Annotated in this window: 18 protein-coding genes; 10 read left to right on the top strand and 8 right to left on the bottom strand. The window is 65.5% G+C overall.

What is annotated here, in order from left to right; all coding sequences use genetic code 11:
- The first annotated feature begins 132 nt into the window (after nt 1-132).
- The 3 genes from E2I15_RS30415 to E2I15_RS30405 are packed head-to-tail and all read left to right on the top strand — an operon-like array spanning nt 133 to nt 3,018.
- Entirely contained in the window at nt 133-837 is a 705-nt protein-coding gene (locus E2I15_RS30415) for a Tim44/TimA family putative adaptor protein (RefSeq protein ID WP_018269325.1), read from the top strand.
- Nucleotides 815-2,431: a murein transglycosylase A gene (mltA, locus tag E2I15_RS30410; RefSeq protein WP_246729454.1), complete on the top strand. Its 1,617-nt coding sequence runs from the start codon at nt 815-817 to the stop codon at nt 2,429-2,431. Before E2I15_RS30415 ends, mltA begins: the two co-directional genes overlap by 23 nt.
- Nucleotides 2,428-3,018, top strand: a complete 591-nt coding sequence (locus E2I15_RS30405) for a Smr/MutS family protein (protein ID WP_137478314.1) — start codon at nt 2,428-2,430, stop codon at nt 3,016-3,018. The genes mltA and E2I15_RS30405 overlap by 4 nt, the downstream gene beginning before the upstream one ends.
- Before the next feature lie 18 nt (nt 3,019-3,036).
- Here E2I15_RS30405 and E2I15_RS30400 read toward each other — a convergent pair whose 3' ends face one another.
- The 5 genes from E2I15_RS30400 to hslV form a co-directional block, all read right to left on the bottom strand.
- Nucleotides 3,037-4,167, bottom strand: a complete 1,131-nt coding sequence (locus E2I15_RS30400) for a hypothetical protein (protein ID WP_422109828.1) — start codon at nt 4,165-4,167, stop codon at nt 3,037-3,039.
- A gap of 148 nt (nt 4,168-4,315) precedes the next feature.
- Entirely contained in the window at nt 4,316-5,620 is a 1,305-nt protein-coding gene (gene hslU, locus E2I15_RS30395) for an ATP-dependent protease ATPase subunit HslU (protein ID WP_016841472.1), read from the bottom strand.
- 61 nt (nt 5,621-5,681) lie between these two features.
- The gene (locus E2I15_RS30390; protein ID WP_137478315.1) at nt 5,682-6,278 is read right to left on the bottom strand and encodes a DUF2585 domain-containing protein; all 597 of its coding nucleotides are present in this window, start codon (nt 6,276-6,278) and stop codon (nt 5,682-5,684) included.
- Nucleotides 6,275-6,760 (bottom strand): GNAT family N-acetyltransferase, encoded by a 486-nt coding sequence (locus E2I15_RS30385; protein WP_137478316.1) that lies wholly within the window; start codon nt 6,758-6,760, stop codon nt 6,275-6,277. Before E2I15_RS30385 ends, E2I15_RS30390 begins: the two co-directional genes overlap by 4 nt.
- Nucleotides 6,761-6,762: 2 nt before the next feature.
- Nucleotides 6,763-7,320, bottom strand: coding sequence for an ATP-dependent protease subunit HslV (gene hslV, locus E2I15_RS30380; protein ID WP_028335798.1), 558 nt, complete (start codon nt 7,318-7,320; stop codon nt 6,763-6,765).
- Between the two features lie 182 nt (nt 7,321-7,502).
- Here hslV and hisB point away from each other — a divergent pair, with 182 nt between their 5' ends.
- From hisB to coaA, 7 genes are all read left to right on the top strand, one after another.
- Complete coding sequence (gene hisB, locus E2I15_RS30375) at nt 7,503-8,096, top strand: imidazoleglycerol-phosphate dehydratase HisB (protein ID WP_016841476.1); 594 nt, start codon at nt 7,503-7,505, stop codon at nt 8,094-8,096.
- An 87-nt stretch (nt 8,097-8,183) separates the two neighbouring features.
- The gene (locus E2I15_RS30370; RefSeq protein ID WP_137478317.1) at nt 8,184-8,714 is read left to right on the top strand and encodes a DUF2628 domain-containing protein; all 531 of its coding nucleotides are present in this window, start codon (nt 8,184-8,186) and stop codon (nt 8,712-8,714) included.
- Nucleotides 8,711-9,361: an imidazole glycerol phosphate synthase subunit HisH gene (gene hisH / locus E2I15_RS30365; RefSeq protein WP_137478318.1), complete on the top strand. Its 651-nt coding sequence runs from the start codon at nt 8,711-8,713 to the stop codon at nt 9,359-9,361. Before E2I15_RS30370 ends, hisH begins: the two co-directional genes overlap by 4 nt.
- On the top strand, nt 9,358-10,086 hold the full coding sequence (gene hisA / locus E2I15_RS30360) for a 1-(5-phosphoribosyl)-5-[(5-phosphoribosylamino)methylideneamino]imidazole-4-carboxamide isomerase (protein WP_137478319.1): 729 nt from the start codon (nt 9,358-9,360) through the stop codon (nt 10,084-10,086). The genes hisH and hisA overlap by 4 nt, the downstream gene beginning before the upstream one ends.
- A gap of 9 nt (nt 10,087-10,095) precedes the next feature.
- Nucleotides 10,096-10,872 carry an imidazole glycerol phosphate synthase subunit HisF gene (gene hisF, locus E2I15_RS30355; protein WP_028335794.1) on the top strand — a complete coding sequence of 259 codons (777 nt, stop codon included), beginning with the start codon at nt 10,096-10,098 and terminating at the stop codon, nt 10,870-10,872.
- Nucleotides 10,873-11,021: 149 nt separating this feature from the next.
- On the top strand, nt 11,022-11,345 hold the full coding sequence (locus E2I15_RS30350; protein WP_028335793.1) for a phosphoribosyl-ATP diphosphatase: 324 nt from the start codon (nt 11,022-11,024) through the stop codon (nt 11,343-11,345).
- Between the two features lie 35 nt (nt 11,346-11,380).
- Nucleotides 11,381-12,337, top strand: a complete 957-nt coding sequence (coaA, locus tag E2I15_RS30345) for a type I pantothenate kinase (protein ID WP_026192056.1) — start codon at nt 11,381-11,383, stop codon at nt 12,335-12,337.
- A 169-nt stretch (nt 12,338-12,506) separates the two neighbouring features.
- On the opposite strand, the gene E2I15_RS30340 is transcribed toward coaA, so the two are convergent.
- The 3 genes from E2I15_RS30340 to E2I15_RS30330 form a co-directional block, all read right to left on the bottom strand.
- Entirely contained in the window at nt 12,507-14,747 is a 2,241-nt protein-coding gene (locus E2I15_RS30340) for a PAS domain-containing hybrid sensor histidine kinase/response regulator (protein ID WP_137478320.1), read from the bottom strand.
- Between the two features lie 103 nt (nt 14,748-14,850).
- A complete protein-coding gene (locus E2I15_RS30335; RefSeq protein ID WP_155262631.1) occupies nt 14,851-15,372 on the bottom strand; it encodes a hypothetical protein in 522 nt (173 codons plus the stop codon).
- Between the two features lie 131 nt (nt 15,373-15,503).
- Entirely contained in the window at nt 15,504-17,054 is a 1,551-nt protein-coding gene (locus tag E2I15_RS30330; protein ID WP_137478321.1) for a YifB family Mg chelatase-like AAA ATPase, read from the bottom strand.
- Nucleotides 17,055-17,273 lie beyond the last annotated feature (219 nt).

Below are 17,273 nucleotides of genomic sequence, written 5' to 3'. Positions count from 1 at the left end.
AGCGCCATTGGCCGGGCATAGTTTCGTGCCTACATCTGCGGACTCTATCGGTGATGTAATCTCTGCTGTTCCCGACCGGGAACGCTTTGACGGCCGGCCCGTTGCCGGCAGAGACCAGAAAGCGAATTCGACGTGGATATCTACACCATCATCTTCCTGGCGCTGGCCGTGTTTATCTTCCTGCGCCTGCGCAGCGTTCTCGGACAGCGCACGGGAAGCGAGCGGCCGCCTTATGATCGCGCCGCGCCCAACGTCGTGCAGCGCGGTCAGGATAACAACGTCGTTCCGATCCCGGGATCGGTGATCGACCAGCCGGCCTCGGCCGCGCCTGCCGAGCCGGTCGAGCCCACGGAACGCTGGAAGGGCATCGCCGAGCCCGGCACGGCGCTGGCGCAGGGTCTCGACGCGGTGGCCGCCCAGGATTCCTCATTCGATCCGCGGCATTTCCTCTCAGGCGCCCGCTCGGCTTATGAAATGATCGTACTGGCCTTCGCCAATGGCGATCGCCGCGCGCTGCGCGACCTGCTGTCGACCGAGGTCTATGAAAGCTTCGAGGCCGCGATCAAGGATCGCGAGAAGCACGAGCAGAAGACCGAGACGCGGTTCGTCTCGATCGACAAGGCCGAGATCGTCAGCGCGGAGACGCGCGACCGCTCGACCCAGCTCACCGTCCGCTTCGTGTCGCAGATGATCTCGGTCACGCGCGACAAGGCCGGCACCATCGTCGACGGCAGCCCGGACAAGGTCGCCGACATCACCGATATCTGGACATTCGCCCGCGACTCGACTTCCCGCGATCCGAATTGGAAGCTGGTTGGCACTGGAAGCGCTCACTAAGCATCTCAGCTACGGGCGGCTCGCGGTCGCGTGCTGCGCGCTCGCGGTGCTGTGCTCCACCGCAGCGATCGCGGCGCGCTGCAGATCAAGCCGGCACCCTCCGCCGCGACACGAGCGTAGCCACCCGATTCCCTATCCCAATCTGGAAATGCCGCTGCAGGTCAGCGGCAGCCAGTATGAGCCGCTTGCCTGGTCCAGCGTCGCCGGCTGGAGCGCCGACGATCATCTGGCGGCCTACAAGGCGTTCCGCACCAGCTGCAAGCCGATCGCGGCCCAGCAGGGTGCGCCCGCGGATTCGAAAGCGCTCGGGAGCTCGCTGCGCGATCCCTGCCGGATCGCCAAGGGACTCGCGTTGAGTGACGGCGTCAGGGCGAAGGACTTCTTCGAGCAGAATTTTGTGCCGCTGCGCATCTCGCGGCTCGGCGAGGACGCCGGCTTCGTCACCGGTTACTACGAGCCGGTGCTCGATGGATCGCGGACCCAGACCGACGTCTACAACGTGCCGGTCTATCGCCGTCCGTCCAACCTGTTCGTGCGCGGCAAGACGCAGAATTCGGTCGGCCTGCCCAATGGCGGCGCGGTGTATCGCAAGATCGGCCGGCGCAAGCTCGTGCCCTATTACGACCGCGGCCAGATCGAGGACGGCGCGATCGCCGGCCGCGGGCTCGAGATCTGCTGGCTGAAGAGCCAGACCGATCTCCTGTTCGCGCAGATCCAGGGCTCGGCGCGGATCAAGCTCGAGGACGGCAGCACGCTGCGCATCAATTACGACGCGCATAATGGTTATCCCTATACGCCGGTCGGACGCGTCCTGATCGACCGCGGCATCATCCCGAAGGATCAGATGTCGATGCAGAAGATCAGGGAGTGGATGGAGCAGAACCCTGACGGCGCCAAGGACCTGCGGCGGCAGAACCGCTCCTACGTCTTTTTCCGCGAGGTCCCGCTGTCCGACAAGGACGAGGCCGTCGGCGCGCAGGGCGTGCCGCTGACGCCGGGCCGCTCGATCGCGGTCGACAAGGCACTCCATGTCTACGGCACGCCGTTCTTCATCGCCGGCGAGCTGCCGATCGAATCCGAGCAGTCGAAGACGCCGTTCCACCGGCTGATGATCGCGCAGGACACTGGCTCGGCGATCGTCGGCCCGGCGCGCGCCGATCTCTATTTCGGCGCCGGCGCGGATGCCGGGAAGGTCTCGGGCCGGCTGCGGCACAACATGCAGTTCATCATGCTGGTGCCGAAGGGCCTCGATCCCGTCGCGCGCGGCCACAAGCTGCCCGTTCCGGATGAGCGGCCCTCGGCCAAGATCGCAAAGCTGTTTCCGCAGACCGAGCCGCCGAAGGACAAGCCGGCGGCGAAGGCCGCCGATATGCCGACCGCCGGCATCGCCAAGAGCGCGGCAAAAGACACAGGCAATAGTGCCGCCAAGAACCCGGCCGCGAAGGATGCCGCGCCGGCAGCGCCCGAAGCAACGACCCCTGTCGCGCAGGCCGCGCCTGTGGCAGAACCGGTGCCGTTGCCGGTTGCCCGGCCAGATATTCCGCAACCGGAGAAGCGGCGCTTCCGGCGCTATCGCCATCACCGCGATCAATGAAACGTCCCGCGCCGATCCCCGATCTGTCCGCTCCGTCGCGGCGCAAGCGCGCGTTGAGCGAAGAGGAGCGTGCGCTCTGGGAAAGCGTGGCAAAGCAGGTCAAGCCACTGCGCAAGCGGCCGGTCGCCGCGAAGGCCCACGCCGTCGCCTCCGATCCGGCCACCCATCACGCGATTGCCAAACCCATCCCTGTCAAGCCGGCGACAACGGTCAAGGCTGCGCCGGCGCAACGCCCGCACGTGCCGCCGCTGGCGCCGATCGGCCGCCGCGAACGTGCAAAGCTCTCGCGCGGCCGGCAGGAGATCGATGCGCGGCTTGATCTGCACGGCATGACGCAGATGCGCGCGCATCGCGTGCTGTTCACTTTCCTGCAGCGCGCGCACAGCGACGGGCTCACTTTCGTGCTCGTCATCACCGGCAAGGGCAAGGTCGGCGGGCTCGATTCTGAACGCGGCGTGCTGCGCCGCCAGGTGCCGGAATGGCTTAGCCTGCCGGAATTCCGCTCGCTGGTGGTCGGCTTTGAGGAAGCGCATATCGGCCATGGCGGCGAGGGCGCGCTTTACGTGCGTGTCCGGCGCGCGCGCTGAGCATGCTCAACGAAAATGCTAGAACGGCCTGACGATCCCGACGCGCGGGATCAGCGTCACGATCCAGCCGACGATTGTGGTCTTGCTATCGTCCGCCGGGATCACCGGCACGTCCTTCGACGCCGGCAGCATCCTGGTGGCATGCAGCATCAGGAACATGCAGACCGCCCAGTTCGAGATCCAGCGCGAATAGTCGAACACGGTCACGAACATCACGAAATAGCCGGCGCTGATCATGACGAGCGCGCCGATCACGATCCGGCGATGCAGTTCACTCGCGAGCGCACCAATCAGTCGCGCGAAATAGCGCCATAGCGGCGTGTGCAGCCAGATCAGCAGCGCGAACACCGGAACGCCCAGGATGTTCGAGGGCATGCGCGCCCAGGTGTCGGCGAACTCCTTGGACAGCGGCTGGTACCAGATGTAGCCGAACTGAAGCAGGTCGGTGCGCGACGGATCGGCCATCCGGCTCTGCAGATGACGGATGAATTCGTCATAGGGCACGTCGACCGTGCCGGCGAATTGCGCGACCAGGAACAGGATGCCGACCCCCGCGAGCGCCGCGAGGCCGAAGACGGCGCTGCGTGGCGTCACGCCCCGCACCAGGTAGAAGCGCAGCACCACGATCGCCGCGATGGTCGGCACATACATCAGGACGAAGATGTGATGGACCAGGATCAGCAGGATCGAGAACAGCGCGGCAATCAGCACATACACCACCAAACGCGCCGGGATCAGCAGCAGCACGATCGTCAGCGCACAGCCATAGATGTCGAAATGGCCGAGCGTGTGCATGAAGTTCTTCAGGAAGAACGGCGAACCCGCGATGAAGACGAACAACGGCCCATGCGCGTCGTTGAAGCCGAATGTGCGGTGGAACAGTTTGATGAACAGTCCGAGCGTCACCAGCCAGATCGCGCCGGCCAGCGCGAACACCAGCCATACGGGCACCTTGTCGGTGACCAGCGACACGATCGCCCCGACCAGCGCGCGCTTGGTGAAGCCGTAATGATAGTCGACCAGCAAATGGATGTAGGGAACGAAGGGCGGCAGCGCGATCTTGTGCAGGAACACGCCGACCAGCACGGCCGCATTGACGACCAGCATCAGGCGCCAGGGGTTTTGCCACCATCGCGAGTTCAAAGTCATTGTCGTCCCGGCCAAGCGAAGCGCGAGCCGGGACCCATAACCACAGGTCTGCGTTTGACCAAGACTGGTGCTGCAGCTTGCTTCAACAATGGGCGCCGGAGGTTATGGGTCCCTGCTTTCGCAGGGACGACGATTTTAGCTACACCGCCTACAAAATAAACCGGCTCAGATCGGCGTTCTTGGCGAGGTCGCCGACATGCTTGGTGACGTAGTCGGCGTCGACCTGGATGGTCTCGCCGTGGCGATCGGGCGCGGTGAAGGAGATCTCGTCCAGCACCCGCTCCATCACGGTCTGCAGCCGCCTTGCGCCGATGTTCTCGACCGTGGAATTCACCGCCACGGCGACATCGGCCAGCGCGTCGATGGCGTTGTCGGTGATGTCGAGTGTGACGCCCTCGGTCTTCATCAGCGCAACATATTGCTTGATCAGCGACGCCTCCGGCTCGGTCAGGATCCGGCGCATGTCGTCGCGGGTCAGCGCCTGCAGCTCGACGCGGATCGGCAGGCGGCCCTGCAGCTCCGGCAAAAGGTCCGACGGCTTGGCGATATGGAACGCACCCGAGGCGATGAACAGGATGTGGTCGGTCTTGACGGCGCCGTGCTTGGTCGAGACCGTGGTGCCCTCGATCAGCGGCAGCAGGTCGCGCTGCACGCCCTCGCGGGAGACGTCGCCGCCGGCGCGGTTCTCGCGCACGCAGATCTTGTCGATCTCGTCGAGGAATACGATGCCGTTGTTCTCGACCGCGTTGATCGCCTCCTGCACCAGCTGATCGGTGTCGAGCAGCTTGTCGGATTCCTCGTTGACGAGGATTTCGTGCGAGCCCTCCACCGTCAGGCGGCGGGTCTTGCTGCGCCCACCCATCTTGCCGAAGATGTCGCCGAGCGAGATCGCGCCCATCTGGGCGCCGGGCATGCCGGGGATTTCGAACATCGGCATGCCGCTGCCGCCCGACTGCGTCTCGATCTCGATTTCCTTGTCGTTGAGCTCGCCGGCGCGCAGCTTCTTGCGGAACGACTCGCGCGTCGCCGGGCTCGATCCCGGGCCGACCAGCGCGTCCAGCACGCGTTCCTCGGCGGCAAGCTGGGCGCGGGCCTGAACGTCCTTGCGCTTGCGCTCGCGGGTCTGCGCGATCGCGACCTCGACGAGGTCGCGGACGATCTGCTCGACGTCGCGGCCGACATAGCCGACCTCGGTGAACTTGGTGGCCTCGACCTTGAGGAACGGCGCGCCGGCGAGCTTGGCCAGTCGCCGCGCGATCTCGGTCTTGCCGACGCCGGTCGGCCCGATCATCAGGATGTTCTTGGGCAGAACCTCCTCGCGCAGGGAACCGGCGAGCTGCAGCCGCCGCCAGCGGTTGCGCAGCGCGATCGAGACGGCGCGCTTGGCGTCGGTCTGGCCGACGATGAAGCGGTCGAGTTCAGAAACGATTTCACGGGGAGAGAAGTGAGTCATTGGCTCTAGCTAGGTTGGAATCGCGGTCTCGGCAAGCGGCAGTTCTCCGGGGCATGGTCCCCTAAAGAATCGGCGGCCCGGCCTGCCACTGCCGGATCGCCTCGAACGGGTGGATCAGCATGATGATGTTCAGTGTCAGATTGTCGCGAATGTGAAGCAGCAACACGGTCTCGAACAAAACGCCGAGCGCGACGGTCGCGGCGATCGGCAGCCTGCGCGCCAGCAGGAAACCGATAACCATCGCAAGCGTGTCCGACACCGAATTGACGATGGTGTCGCCGTAATAATCGAGCGAGACTGTGCCGGCGCGGTAGCGCTCGATGATCCAGTTGGAGTTTTCGACGAGCTCCCAGCTGCCTTCGATCAGAATCGCGACAATCAGCCGCCCGGGCCAGGCGAGGCGCGGCAGCGCGAGGAAGGTCAGACCGTAGAACAGCAGGCCATGCAGCACATGCGACAGCGTGTACCAATCGGCGATGTGCTGCGAGTTTTCCGAGCTCTGAACCGAGCCATGCCAGAGCTTGACATAGCCGCAGGCACAGATCGGCAAACGGCCCATCGCATAAAGCAGCGCCGCCTGCAGCACGAGCAGCGCTGCCGCGATCGCCAGCCAATGCCACGCTGAAATGCCGGTGATGGGCTTTCGCGCGATCGTCATGCGTCGCGCGCCATCAGCAGCGCCGGCCCGTCCGGCGTATCGACCATACCGATCTTCCGAAAACCCGCCTTCTCATAGGCGCGGATCGCACGCGCATTGGCCGGATCGGGATCGGTGACGATACGTGGCGCGCCCTGCGCCAGCCGGTCGTCGACAAAGGCGCGGATCAGCGCCGAGCCGTGGCCACCTGCCATCATGCTGGGCTCGCCGATGAAGAGGTCGATCCCGCGCGTACCCTCCGGCTGGGCCCCGAAGCCGGAATTCCACGCCGTCAGGTCGTAGCACTGGATATAGCCGAGGTCGCCGCCATCGGCCGCGACGATGAACTGGTCCATGGCCGGCTCATCGAGGTCGCCGCTGACCAGCGCATATTGCTCGGCCGGATCGCCCCACCATTCCCGGACATGCGGCAACGCCAGCCACTCCTTGACCAGCGGCAGGTCGGCCGGCGTCATCGGGCGGAAATGATAGGGGCTGGCCATGCTCAGCCGCCGATCGTCTCGATCGTCACGTTCCGGTTGGTGTAGACGCAGATGTCGGCGGCGATATCCAGTGCACGGCGGACGATGGTCTCGGCGTCCTTGTCGGTATCGACCAGCGCGCGGGCCGCGGCGAGGGCGTAATTGCCGCCGGAACCGATCGCCATGACCCCGGATTCCGGCTCCAGCACGTCGCCGGTGCCAGTCAGCACCAGGGAAACGTCCTTGTCGGCCACGATCATCATGGCCTCCAGCCGGCGCAGGTAACGGTCGGTGCGCCAGTCCTTGGCGAGCTCGACGGCTGCCCGGGTCAGCTGCCCCGGATATTGCTCCAGCTTGCTTTCCAGCCGCTCGAAGAGGGTGAAGGCGTCGGCGGTGGCGCCGGCAAAGCCGCCGATCACGTCGCCTTTGCCGATCCGGCGGACCTTCCTGGCATTGGCCTTGATCACGGTCTGTCCGATCGAGACCTGCCCGTCGCCGCCGATCACCACCTTGCCGCCCTTGCGGACCGTACAGATCGTGGTGCCATGCCAGACCGGCAGCTCATTTGGGGATGCTTGCATAGGTTACCTCTCTTCCGGGCAGATTTAGGCGGTCGGGCAGGGGGTTACAATCGGGCGATTTGGCAAGGAATTTGGGTCACCATGGCCCGAAGTTAGGGCGTTTAGGGGTCATCCCGCAGTAGCGAAGGTGACATCAGCCTGTTAAAAGACCGGCGTTTTCGGCACGGGAAAGCTCAATTTTCATGCGCACCGCAACCATCAAGCGCAAGACCAAGGAGACCGACATCGAGGTGACGGTCAACCTCGACGGAGCAGGCGTATCCACGGTTTCGACCGGGATCGGCTTCTTCGATCATATGCTCGACCTCCTGGCCCGGCATTCGCGCATCGACATCACGGTGAAGGCGGATGGCGATCTCCATGTCGATTACCACCACACCACCGAAGACGTCGGGATCGCGCTCGGACAGGCCGTGAAGCAGGCGCTCGGCAACATGGCCGGCATCACCCGCTACGCCTCGATCCACATGCCGATGGACGAGACGCTGTCGCGCGTCGTGATCGACATTTCCGGCCGCCCCGTGCTGGTGTTCAAGGCCGAATTCCCGCGCGACAAGATCGGCGAGTTCGACACCGAGCTGGTGCGCGAGTGGTTTAACGCCTTCGCGATGAACGCCGGCGTGACTCTGCACGTCGAGACCCTATATGGCGAGAACAGCCATCATATCGCCGAATCCTGTTTCAAGGGTCTGGCGAGGGCGCTACGGACGGCAATTGCGATCGATCCGCGCGCCCAGGGCGAAGTGCCCTCGACCAAGGGTCAGCTCGGCGGCTGATCTCTGGAGCATGATCCGGAAGAGCATGATGCCGGTTTTCCGAAAGATCGTGCTTTAAACAAGGGTCCATCCTCGGCGGAGCGTTCGATGCCGGTCTATACAGTGCATGCCCCCGTGGCCAACGGCGCCGATCTCGCGGCGACCGACAAGTTCGTCTTCGTGCGCGACGGCTTCCATTTCTGGGCCGCGGTTGCGGGCGTGATCTGGCTGGCCTGGCATCGGCTTTGGCTGGCGCTGATCGGCTGGCTCGTTCTCACTTTCGTGATCGATTACGCGCTGACCAAGCTTGGCGTCGGCCGCAGCGCGATCTTCTTCGTCGACCTGGTGCTGATGGTGTTGCTCGGGCTCGAAGCGGCGAGCTTGCAACGCTGGACGCTGTCGCGGCGCAGATGGCGCCAGATCGACATCGTCGTGGGCGACGATGCAGAGGCCGCCGAGCGCCGCTTCTTCGCGCGCTGGACCGCGCGGCATCGCGGCGCCGTCAACGATCAGCGCTCGGTCGATCGCGGCGGTCCGCCTCCGACCCGCGACGTTCCGGGTCAATCATTCTCAAAACCCCCAATGGTGCCGCAGGGCGGCATTATCGGATTGTTTCCAGAGCCAGGAGGATCGCGATGACCGTTGCAATCATCGATTACGGCTCCGGCAATCTGCATTCGGCGGCCAAGGCCTTCGAGCGCGCCGCGCACAGCATGGAGGATCCGCAAGCCATCAAGGTGACACGCGATCCCGATGCGGTGTATCGCGCCGATCGGATCGTGCTGCCCGGAGTCGGCGCGTTTGCCGATTGCCGCCGCGGCGTCGATGCAGTCGACGGCATGCTGGAAGCGCTCACCGAGGCGGTGCGGGTCAAGGCGCGGCCGTTCTTCGGCATCTGTGTCGGCATGCAGCTGATGGCGACGCGCGGCAAGGAGCACGTGATCACCCAGGGCTTCAACTGGATCGGCGGCGATGTCGAGAAGATCGAGCCGCGCGACGAGAGCCTGAAGGTCCCCCATATGGGCTGGAACACGCTCGACCTGGTGCGCGAGCACCCGGTGCTGGAGCGGCTGCCGCTCGGACCGAAGGGTCGTCACGCCTATTTCGTGCACTCCTATCACCTCAACGCCGCCAATGAGGCGGACGTGCTCGCGCGCGCCGATTATGGCGGGCCAGTGACCGCGATCGTCGGCAAGGACACCGCGATCGGCACCCAGTTTCACCCCGAGAAGAGCCAGCGCTTCGGCCTCGCTTTGATCGCCAATTTTTTGAAGTGGAAGCCGTGATTCTCTTTCCAGCGATTGATCTGAAGAACGGCCAGTGCGTGCGCCTGGAGCAGGGCGACATGGCGCGCGCCACCGTGTTCAATCTCGATCCGGCGGCGCAGGCGGCGAGCTTCGCCGCGCAGGGCTTCGAATATCTCCACGTCGTCGATCTCGACGGCGCCTTCGCCGGCAAGCCGATGAATGCCCATGCGGTGGAGGCGATGCTGAAGGCCGTCACCATGCCGATGCAGCTCGGCGGCGGCATCCGCGACCTCAAGACCATCGAAGCCTGGCTCGACAAGGGCGTCACGCGCGTCATCATCGGCACCGCCGCGGTGCGCGATCCCGAGCTGGTGAAGAGCGCGGCGAAGGCATTCCCAGGTCGCGTGGCCGTGGGCCTCGATGCACGCGACGGCAAGGTCGCGGTCGAAGGCTGGGCCGAGACCTCGCATGTGACCGCGCTCGAGATCGCACAGCGCTTCGAGGACGCCGGCGTCGCCGCGATCATCTTCACCGACATCGCCCGCGACGGCCTGCTCAAGGGCCTCAACCTCGACGCGACCATTGCGCTTGCCGACCGCATCTCGATTCCGGTGATCGCCTCCGGCGGCTTCGCCTCGATCGACGACGTCAAGGCGCTGCTGCAGCCGCGTGCCAAAAAGCTCGCCGGCGCGATCGTCGGCCGTGCGCTCTATGACGGACGGCTCGATCCGGCCGCTGCCCTTCAGCTGATCCGCGGCGCGTAGGAGGAGATCATGTTCAAGGTTCGCGTGATCCCCTGCCTCGACGTCAAGGACGGCCGCGTGGTCAAGGGCGTCAACTTTGTCGATCTGCGCGACGCCGGCGACCCGGTCGAGGCCGCGATCGCCTATGACGCCGCCGGCGCCGACGAGCTCACCTTCCTCGACATCACAGCCACCCATGAAAACCGCGGCATCATGCTGGACGTGGTGCGGCGGACGGCGGAAGCCTGCTTCATGCCGCTGACCGTGGGCGGCGGCGTCCGCACCGTCGACGACATCAAGACCCTGCTGCGGTCCGGCGCCGACAAGGTCTCGATCAATTCGGCGGCCGTCAGCCGGCGCGAATTCGTCAAGGAAGCGGCCGAGAAATACGGCGAGCAATGCATCGTGGTCGCGATCGACGCCAAGCGGGTCAAGCGCGCCGGCGGCTCGGACCGCTGGGAGATTTTCACCCATGGTGGGCGCAATGCCACCGGGATCGACGCCATCGAATATGCCCAGGAAGTCGTCGCGCTCGGCGCCGGCGAAATCCTGCTGACCTCGATGGACCGGGACGGCACCAGGCAAGGCTTTGACCTGCCGCTGACCAGGGCGATCGCGGACAGTGTCCCCGTACCGGTCATCGCGTCCGGTGGTGTCGGCAATCTTGATCACCTGGTCGACGGCGTCCGCGAGGGTCACGCCACCGGCGTGCTGGCCGCGTCGATCTTCCACTTCGGGGAATTTACCATCCGTCAGGCCAAGGATCACATGGTGCGCGCCGGCCTGCCGATGCGGCTCGATCCCTAGCGTGAGCGTGGTCCGGAAAAGTGGAAACAGGTTTTCCGAAAAGACCACGCTCAAACGGAGTGGTTGAGGACTCCTTGTCACAAAAATGCTAAGTCCCCACATAAGGGATGGCACCCATGGGTGTCGCTGTGCATGCTTGAGTTGAGTTGATGTCGCGTTTCACGGTCCACGATCTGGCCGCCACCATCGACGCCCGCGCTGCGACGGGCGGCGAGGCGTCGTACACCCGCAAGCTGCTCGACAAGGGCGCGGAGCATTGCGCCAAGAAATTGGGCGAGGAAGCGGTCGAGACCGTGATCGCCGCGGTCGAGAATGACCGCGATCACCTCATCGCGGAAAGTGCCGATCTCGTGTTTCACCTGCTGGTTCTGTTGAAATCACGCGGCGTGAGGCTGGAGGATGTCGAGGCCGCGCTCGAGAAGCGCACCTCGATGTCGGGACTGGAAGAGAAGGCGTCGCGCAAGCGCGACTAGCGCAAATGATCGAGCGCATCGAGAGGGGCAGCCTCATGGACATCCGGGCACCAGATCAACAGTACAACCCCTACCGCATCTTCACGCGCCAGCAATGGTCGCATCTGCGTGACGATACGCCGATGACGCTCGAGCCGGGCGAGTTCGACCGCCTGCGTTCGATGCACGACCGCCTCGATTTGCAGGAGGTCGAGGACATTTACCTGCCGCTGTCGCGGCTGCTCTCGATCTATGTCGATGCGACCCAGCGGCTGTATTACTCGCAGCGTCAGTTCCTCAACATCCGCGACCGCAAGATGCCCTACATCGTCGGCGTCGCCGGATCCGTCGCGGTCGGCAAGTCGACCACGGCACGCGTGCTGCAGGCGCTGCTGGCGCGCTGGTCGCCGCGGCCGAAGGTCGATCTGATCACGACCGACGGTTTCCTGTTTCCGAACGCGGTGCTCGAGCGGCAGGGCATCATGCAGAAGAAGGGCTTCCCGGAAAGCTACGACCTGCCGACGCTGCTGTCGTTCCTCAGCGACATCAAGGCGGGGCGGCGCCGCGTGCGCGCGCCGGTCTATTCTCATCTGACCTACGACATCGTGCCGAACAAATGGGTCGAGATCGACCAGCCGGACATCCTGATCGTCGAGGGCGTCAACGTGCTGCAGACCGGGCGGCTGCCGCGCGACGGCAAGGCGGTGCCGTTCGTTTCCGACTTCTTCGATTTCTCGGTCTATATCGACGCCGACGAGGCCGTGCTGCGGGAGTGGTACATCAAGCGCTTCCTGGCGCTGCGCGACACCGCGTTCACCGATCCACGGTCCTACTTCCACCGCTATGCGCCGCTCTCGGACGAGGAAGCGACCGCGACCGCGATCGCGATCTGGGAGCGCACCAACCTCGCCAATCTCGAGGACAACATCCTGCCGACCCGCCCGCGCGCGACGCTGATCCTGAAGAAGGGCGCCGATCACGTGGTGCAGTCGGTCGCGCTGCGCCGGCTGTAAGTTTTGACCCGTTAGAGCTGACCACATCAACGGTGTCGTCCCGGCGAAAAGCTGGGACCCATACTCCGCGGCCCTTGCAAAAGGTACGCGGCAAGACGGTCGTTCACCAATTGGCATTCGTGGCTATGGGTCCCTGCTTGCGCAGGAACGACGATAGAGAATCGGTCGACTACGCCGCGATATGCCGCGCGGCGGCGAGGCCCGCGAGCGCTTCTTCCAGCTTCTCGCGGTCGAGCGGCTTGATCAGGAAACCGTCCATGCCGGCTTCGAAGCAGGCGTAGCGGTCTTCCACCAGCGTATTTGCCGTCAGTGCCAGGATCGGGGTCCGGCGGACGGATTGCGCCGCTTCATGGGCGCGGATCTGCTTGGTGGTCTCGATGCCGTTGAGGCGCGGCATCTGGATGTCCATCAGCACGAGATCGTAGGGCGTGCCGGCTGAGGTCGCCGACAGCCAGGACTCCATCGCCTGCTCGCCATTGGTGGTGATGACCACGTTGTGGCCGAGCCGGGTGAGCAGCGAGCGCATCAACAGCGCGTTGATCTCATTGTCCTCGGCGACCAGGATCGAGAGGCCCTTGTCCGGCAGCGCGGAAGCGGGCGCAGACCCGGCGGCCGCCTCGATCGCGAGGCTCGGCGCAGCGATTTCCGGCGATGCGGTCAGGCGTGCGGCGAGCGACGACGCGCGCAATGGCTTCACCAGGTAACCGGTGAACATGGCTGACTCGGAGGCCGAAAGATCCTGCCGCGTCGCCGGCGTGAACATCACGATGCGATGGGTCGCGTGGAGGCGGGCGGCTTCGGCAAACGCCTCCATCGCCGGGGTGCCGAGCGTGTGGTCGATCAGCACCGCGTGCCAGCTCCGCTCCGGCAGCAACGCCTCGGCGACATTGGCATCCGACACGATGCAGGTCTGCGCGCCCCAGCGCTGCAACCGCCGCGAGATCAGCGAGACCTCGATGCTGTGCGGCGCCACCAGCATGATCGACTGTCCCGTCAAGTCGGGCGCGGCGAAGCCGCTGGCCTCGCCGGTATCGGCGGCGACGAGCGGGATCGAAACCTCGAAGGTCGAGCCTGCGCCAGGCGTGCTTGCGAGCGTGATGCGGCCGCCCATCCGCTTGACGATGCGGTCGCTGATCGAGAGGCCGAGGCCGGTGCCGCCATAGCTGCGCGCGATCCGTTCGTCGGCCTGCTCGAACTCCCGGAAGATACGCTGCTGCGCTTCCGGCGCGATGCCGATCCCGGTGTCGCGGACCAGGAAGCTGATCTCGTTCGGCCAGATGCCGGGCTCGACGATCAGCGCCACGCCACCGGTCGCGGTGAACTTGATGGCGTTGCCGGCGAGATTGAGCAGCACCTGACGCAGCCGCGCGGCGTCGCCGGTCACCTGCGTCGGCAGCCGCTCGTCGACATAGGCGGCGATCTCGATGCCCTTGGTCTGCGCGCGCGGCGCCAGCAGCTCGGTGATGTCCTCGATCAGGCCGGACAGCGCGAACGCGCGGTGCTCGAGATCGATCTTGCCGGCTTCGATCTTGGAATAGTCGAGCAGTTCCTCGATCAGCGCGAGCAGCGCGTCGCCCGATGTCTTGACCGCCTTGACGTAGGTCATCTGCTCCGGCGTCAGCTGCGTATCCATCAGCAATCCGCTCATGCCGATGATGCCGTTCAGCGGGGTGCGGATCTCGTGGCTCGCCATCGCAAGGAAGCGCGACTTGGCGCGGTTGGCGGCGTCGGCCTGATCGCGCGCTTCGGCGAGCGCGTGCTCGCTCTCGGTGCGGTCGGTGACATCGCGGCCGACGCTCTGCATCTCCGCCGGCGCGCCGGCATCATTGCGCACGAGGCCTTCCCGCCAGGCGATCCAGCGCGGCCCGAGCGGTCCCTCGATCTTCTGGTCGTAGACCCGCGTACCGTTGGATTCGAGCGCGGTGTCGCCTTGTTCGAGCACCTTCAGCGTTGCGGTGCTGCCGATCAATTCGCTGCGGGAAATCTGCGCCAGCTCGCAATAGGCGTCGTTGGCATAGGTGATGAGCCCGTCGAGGTCGCGCAGCACGATCAAATCGTCCTGCGCCTCGAACAGGGTCGAGGCGCGCTGCTCGGCCTCCTGCAGTTCCCAGTTGCGGTCGGCCATCGCTTCATTGTGCATGGCGATGGTGCGGAGCCGCTTGCGCATCAGCCGCAGGCGGATGCCGAGCGTCACGATCCAAAGGCAGGCGAGCGCGAACAGGAAGCTGACCCCGATCGCGAATGCATTGGGATCGTAGCCGCTCTGTTGCGAGAGCGCGCCCGAAATGAATCCGAAAGCGCTGCCGAATGCGACGGAGAAGATCGTGAACGAACGGACGATCGTCGCGACCCAGGAATGGCGCCGGACGAAGCGGCGAAGGCGCAACTTGATCCGGAAGAAACGCCCCATCAATGGTGACCCTGAGACAGCTTGATCTGGCGGTGACGATGCGTCGGCCAGCTTGCAAAGTGCTTGAAGTTGGTGGCCATTTCGCGCTGCCCTGATAACAAGGTTAGCGGGGGGTTAACTCCGCCATGACCCGGTTCGGGACGCGCGTGTCAGGTTCGGGCGATGCGGCTTCAAGGCGGCGGTGTCCGCCGCGCGCGCTGACGATCAGGGCCGCGGCATCGCGCGCCGAGAACGTCTTCGACTGCACGAAGACACGGTAGTCGGATGGGCCGTCATCATGCGTCAGATAGATGACGGGGCCGGTCGCCGAGGCATCGCTGGAAATCCCGATCAGTTGCGCGGCCGCGCTGCGCTCGCAGGCGCCGGCCTCGGCATCGTCGATGTCGTCGATCACGGTGAAGTCGGCGGCATCGGCGCTGTCGGCGATCTGGACCCGGACGGTGGCCTGGCTGGGGTCGTCAGTGAAGCTGACGTGAAGCTGCGCCAGCCAGGGGATCGATGCGATCTGCATCGTGGCGCCACCCACCTCGATGCAGGGCCGCGGGCCCGGCAGGAACTCGGCGCGGGCAAGGACCGCGGCCACGGCAAGGGGGACCACAGACGTCAAAATCTTCAAACGCAACATGACACAACTCGCTCGACCCAAGCTTGCCGCGGATCGCGGTGCTTATGGTTTGCGCAGCGTAAACAAAACTCGTTACCGCGGCGTTGACGCGGGGCATTGCGGCACGAATCGGGACAGGGCTTCGGTTTGGATCACGCGGCGCGGCGCAAATCGTCGGCCAATGCACGATAGGACAGCGCTTCGGCGAGGTGCAGCCGGCCGATCGTCTCGGCGCCGTCGAGATCGGCAAGCGTGCGCGCCACCCGCAGCACCCGGTGATAGCCGCGCGCGGTGAGGTGCATGTTGTCGGCGGCCTCGCGCAGCAGCTTCTGTCCATGCGCGTCGGGCTGCGCGATGGTCTCGAGCAGCGAGCTCGGCGCTTCCGCATTGGTGCGGACATGCGGCATGCCGGCAGCCGCATAGCGCGCGAGCTGGATGTCGCGCGCGGCCGCGACGCGGGCGGCAACCTCGGCCGATCCCTCCGCCGGCGGCGGCAGGATCAGATCGGCCGCGGTCACGGCGGGCACCTCGATCCTGAGATCGATGCGATCCATCAGCGGGCCGGAGATTCGCATCTGGTAGTCGGCGGTGCAGCGGTCGAGCCGGCCGCGCTTGCAGGAATAGCCGGGCTCATAGGCATGGCCGCAACGGCACGGGTTCATCGCCGCGACCAGCATGAAGCGCGCCGGATAGGTGACGCGGTGGTTGGCCCTGCTCACCGATACCTCGCCGTTCTCCAGCGGCTGGCGCAGCGAATCCAGCACGCGCGGATCGAACTCCGGCAATTCGTCGAGGAACAGCACGCCCTGATGCGCGAGCGAGATCTCGCCCGGCTTGGCGCGCATGCCGCCGCCGGTCAGCGCGGCCATGCTGGCGGAATGATGCGGGCTGCGGAACGGGCGCCGCGCGGTCAACGCGCCGTCGCGGATCTCGCCGGCAACCGAGGCGATCATCGAGACTTCGAGCAGCTCCGATGGCGACAGCGGCGGCAGGATCGAGGGCAGTCGCGCCGCCAGCATCGATTTGCCGGCGCCGGGCGAGCCGATCATCAAGAGATGATGGCCGCCGGCGGCGGCGATCTCGAGCGCGCGTTTCGCGCTCTCCTGGCCCTTGATGTCGCGCAGGTCCAAAAGCGTTTCCTCGCGCGCCTCGTTTTGGTCCTGCACCTTCGGCTGCGGGCGCGACAGCACCTGCGTGCCCTTGAAGTGGTTGGCGATCTGGATCAGCGAGTGTGCCGCGATGATCTGGATGTCCGGACTGGCCCAGGCGGCTTCCGAGCCGCAGGCCGCCGGGCAGATCAATCCCTCGTCGCGCGAATTGGCGCCGATTGCCGCGGGCAGCACGCCGGCCACCGGCGCGAGCGAGCCGTCGAGCCCGAGCTCGCCGAGCACGGTGAAGCCGTTCAGCGCATCCGGCGGAATCGCGCCGATCGCCGCCATCAGGCCGAGCGCGATCGGCAGGTCGTAATGGCTGCCCTCCTTGGGCAGGTCGGCGGGTGCGAGGTTGACGGTGATGCGGCGGGCGGGAAGCGCGAGGCCGGACGCGATCAGCGCCGAACGCACGCGTTCGCGGGCTTCCGACACCGCCTTGTCGGGCAGGCCGACGATCGCGAATGCCGGCAATCCCGGCGCGACCTGCACCTGCACGTCGACCGCGCGGGCCTCGATCCCCTCGAATGCGACGGTGGAAACGCGCTGAACCATGCTGCCCCTATCTTCCGCCACCCAAGGTAGCGGAGCGGGCCTTCCGGCGCAAGAACATTAAGAGAACATTGGGGGCGGCGGCGCCGGCCCCCGGCTCTGTTGCTTATCGTAGATAACTGCGCGACGGCCGTCGGCACAGTGGCGGCCGATGATAAAAGGAACATGTCGATTTCCGCTACAAGCAACCGCGTTGCGCTTGGCGTGGACGATCAGGATCGG

The organism is Bradyrhizobium sp. BR2003 (assembly GCF_009720285.1).
Taxonomy (GTDB): Bacteria; Pseudomonadota; Alphaproteobacteria; order Rhizobiales; family Xanthobacteraceae; genus Bradyrhizobium; species Bradyrhizobium elkanii.
The sequence above is the reverse complement of the archived record's forward strand: the minus strand, read 5'-3'. Positions and strand labels throughout refer to the sequence as shown.

Excerpts from the sequence above, each read along its gene's own strand:
- E2I15_RS30340 (WP_137478320.1), bottom strand. The coding sequence starts at position 14,747 with ATGGGGCGTTTCTTCCGGATCAAGTTGCGCCTTCGCCGCTTCGTCCGG.
- hisF (WP_028335794.1), top strand. The coding sequence starts at position 10,096 with ATGTTCAAGGTTCGCGTGATCCCCTGCCTCGACGTCAAGGACGGCCGC.
- E2I15_RS30350 (WP_028335793.1), top strand. The coding sequence starts at position 11,022 with ATGTCGCGTTTCACGGTCCACGATCTGGCCGCCACCATCGACGCCCGC.
- E2I15_RS30400 (WP_422109828.1), bottom strand. The coding sequence starts at position 4,167 with ATGACTTTGAACTCGCGATGGTGGCAAAACCCCTGGCGCCTGATGCTG.
- E2I15_RS30390 (WP_137478315.1), bottom strand. The coding sequence starts at position 6,278 with ATGACGATCGCGCGAAAGCCCATCACCGGCATTTCAGCGTGGCATTGG.
- hslV (WP_028335798.1), bottom strand. The coding sequence starts at position 7,320 with ATGCAAGCATCCCCAAATGAGCTGCCGGTCTGGCATGGCACCACGATC.
- hslU (WP_016841472.1), bottom strand. The coding sequence starts at position 5,620 with ATGACTCACTTCTCTCCCCGTGAAATCGTTTCTGAACTCGACCGCTTC.
- E2I15_RS30405 (WP_137478314.1), top strand. The coding sequence starts at position 2,428 with ATGAAACGTCCCGCGCCGATCCCCGATCTGTCCGCTCCGTCGCGGCGC.
- hisH (WP_137478318.1), top strand. The coding sequence starts at position 8,711 with ATGACCGTTGCAATCATCGATTACGGCTCCGGCAATCTGCATTCGGCG.
- hisB (WP_016841476.1), top strand. The coding sequence starts at position 7,503 with ATGCGCACCGCAACCATCAAGCGCAAGACCAAGGAGACCGACATCGAG.
- E2I15_RS30335 (WP_155262631.1), bottom strand. The coding sequence starts at position 15,372 with ATGTTGCGTTTGAAGATTTTGACGTCTGTGGTCCCCCTTGCCGTGGCC.
- coaA (WP_026192056.1), top strand. The coding sequence starts at position 11,381 with ATGGACATCCGGGCACCAGATCAACAGTACAACCCCTACCGCATCTTC.
- E2I15_RS30330 (WP_137478321.1), bottom strand. The coding sequence starts at position 17,054 with ATGGTTCAGCGCGTTTCCACCGTCGCATTCGAGGGGATCGAGGCCCGC.
- E2I15_RS30385 (WP_137478316.1), bottom strand. The coding sequence starts at position 6,760 with ATGGCCAGCCCCTATCATTTCCGCCCGATGACGCCGGCCGACCTGCCG.
- E2I15_RS30370 (WP_137478317.1), top strand. The coding sequence starts at position 8,184 with ATGCCGGTCTATACAGTGCATGCCCCCGTGGCCAACGGCGCCGATCTC.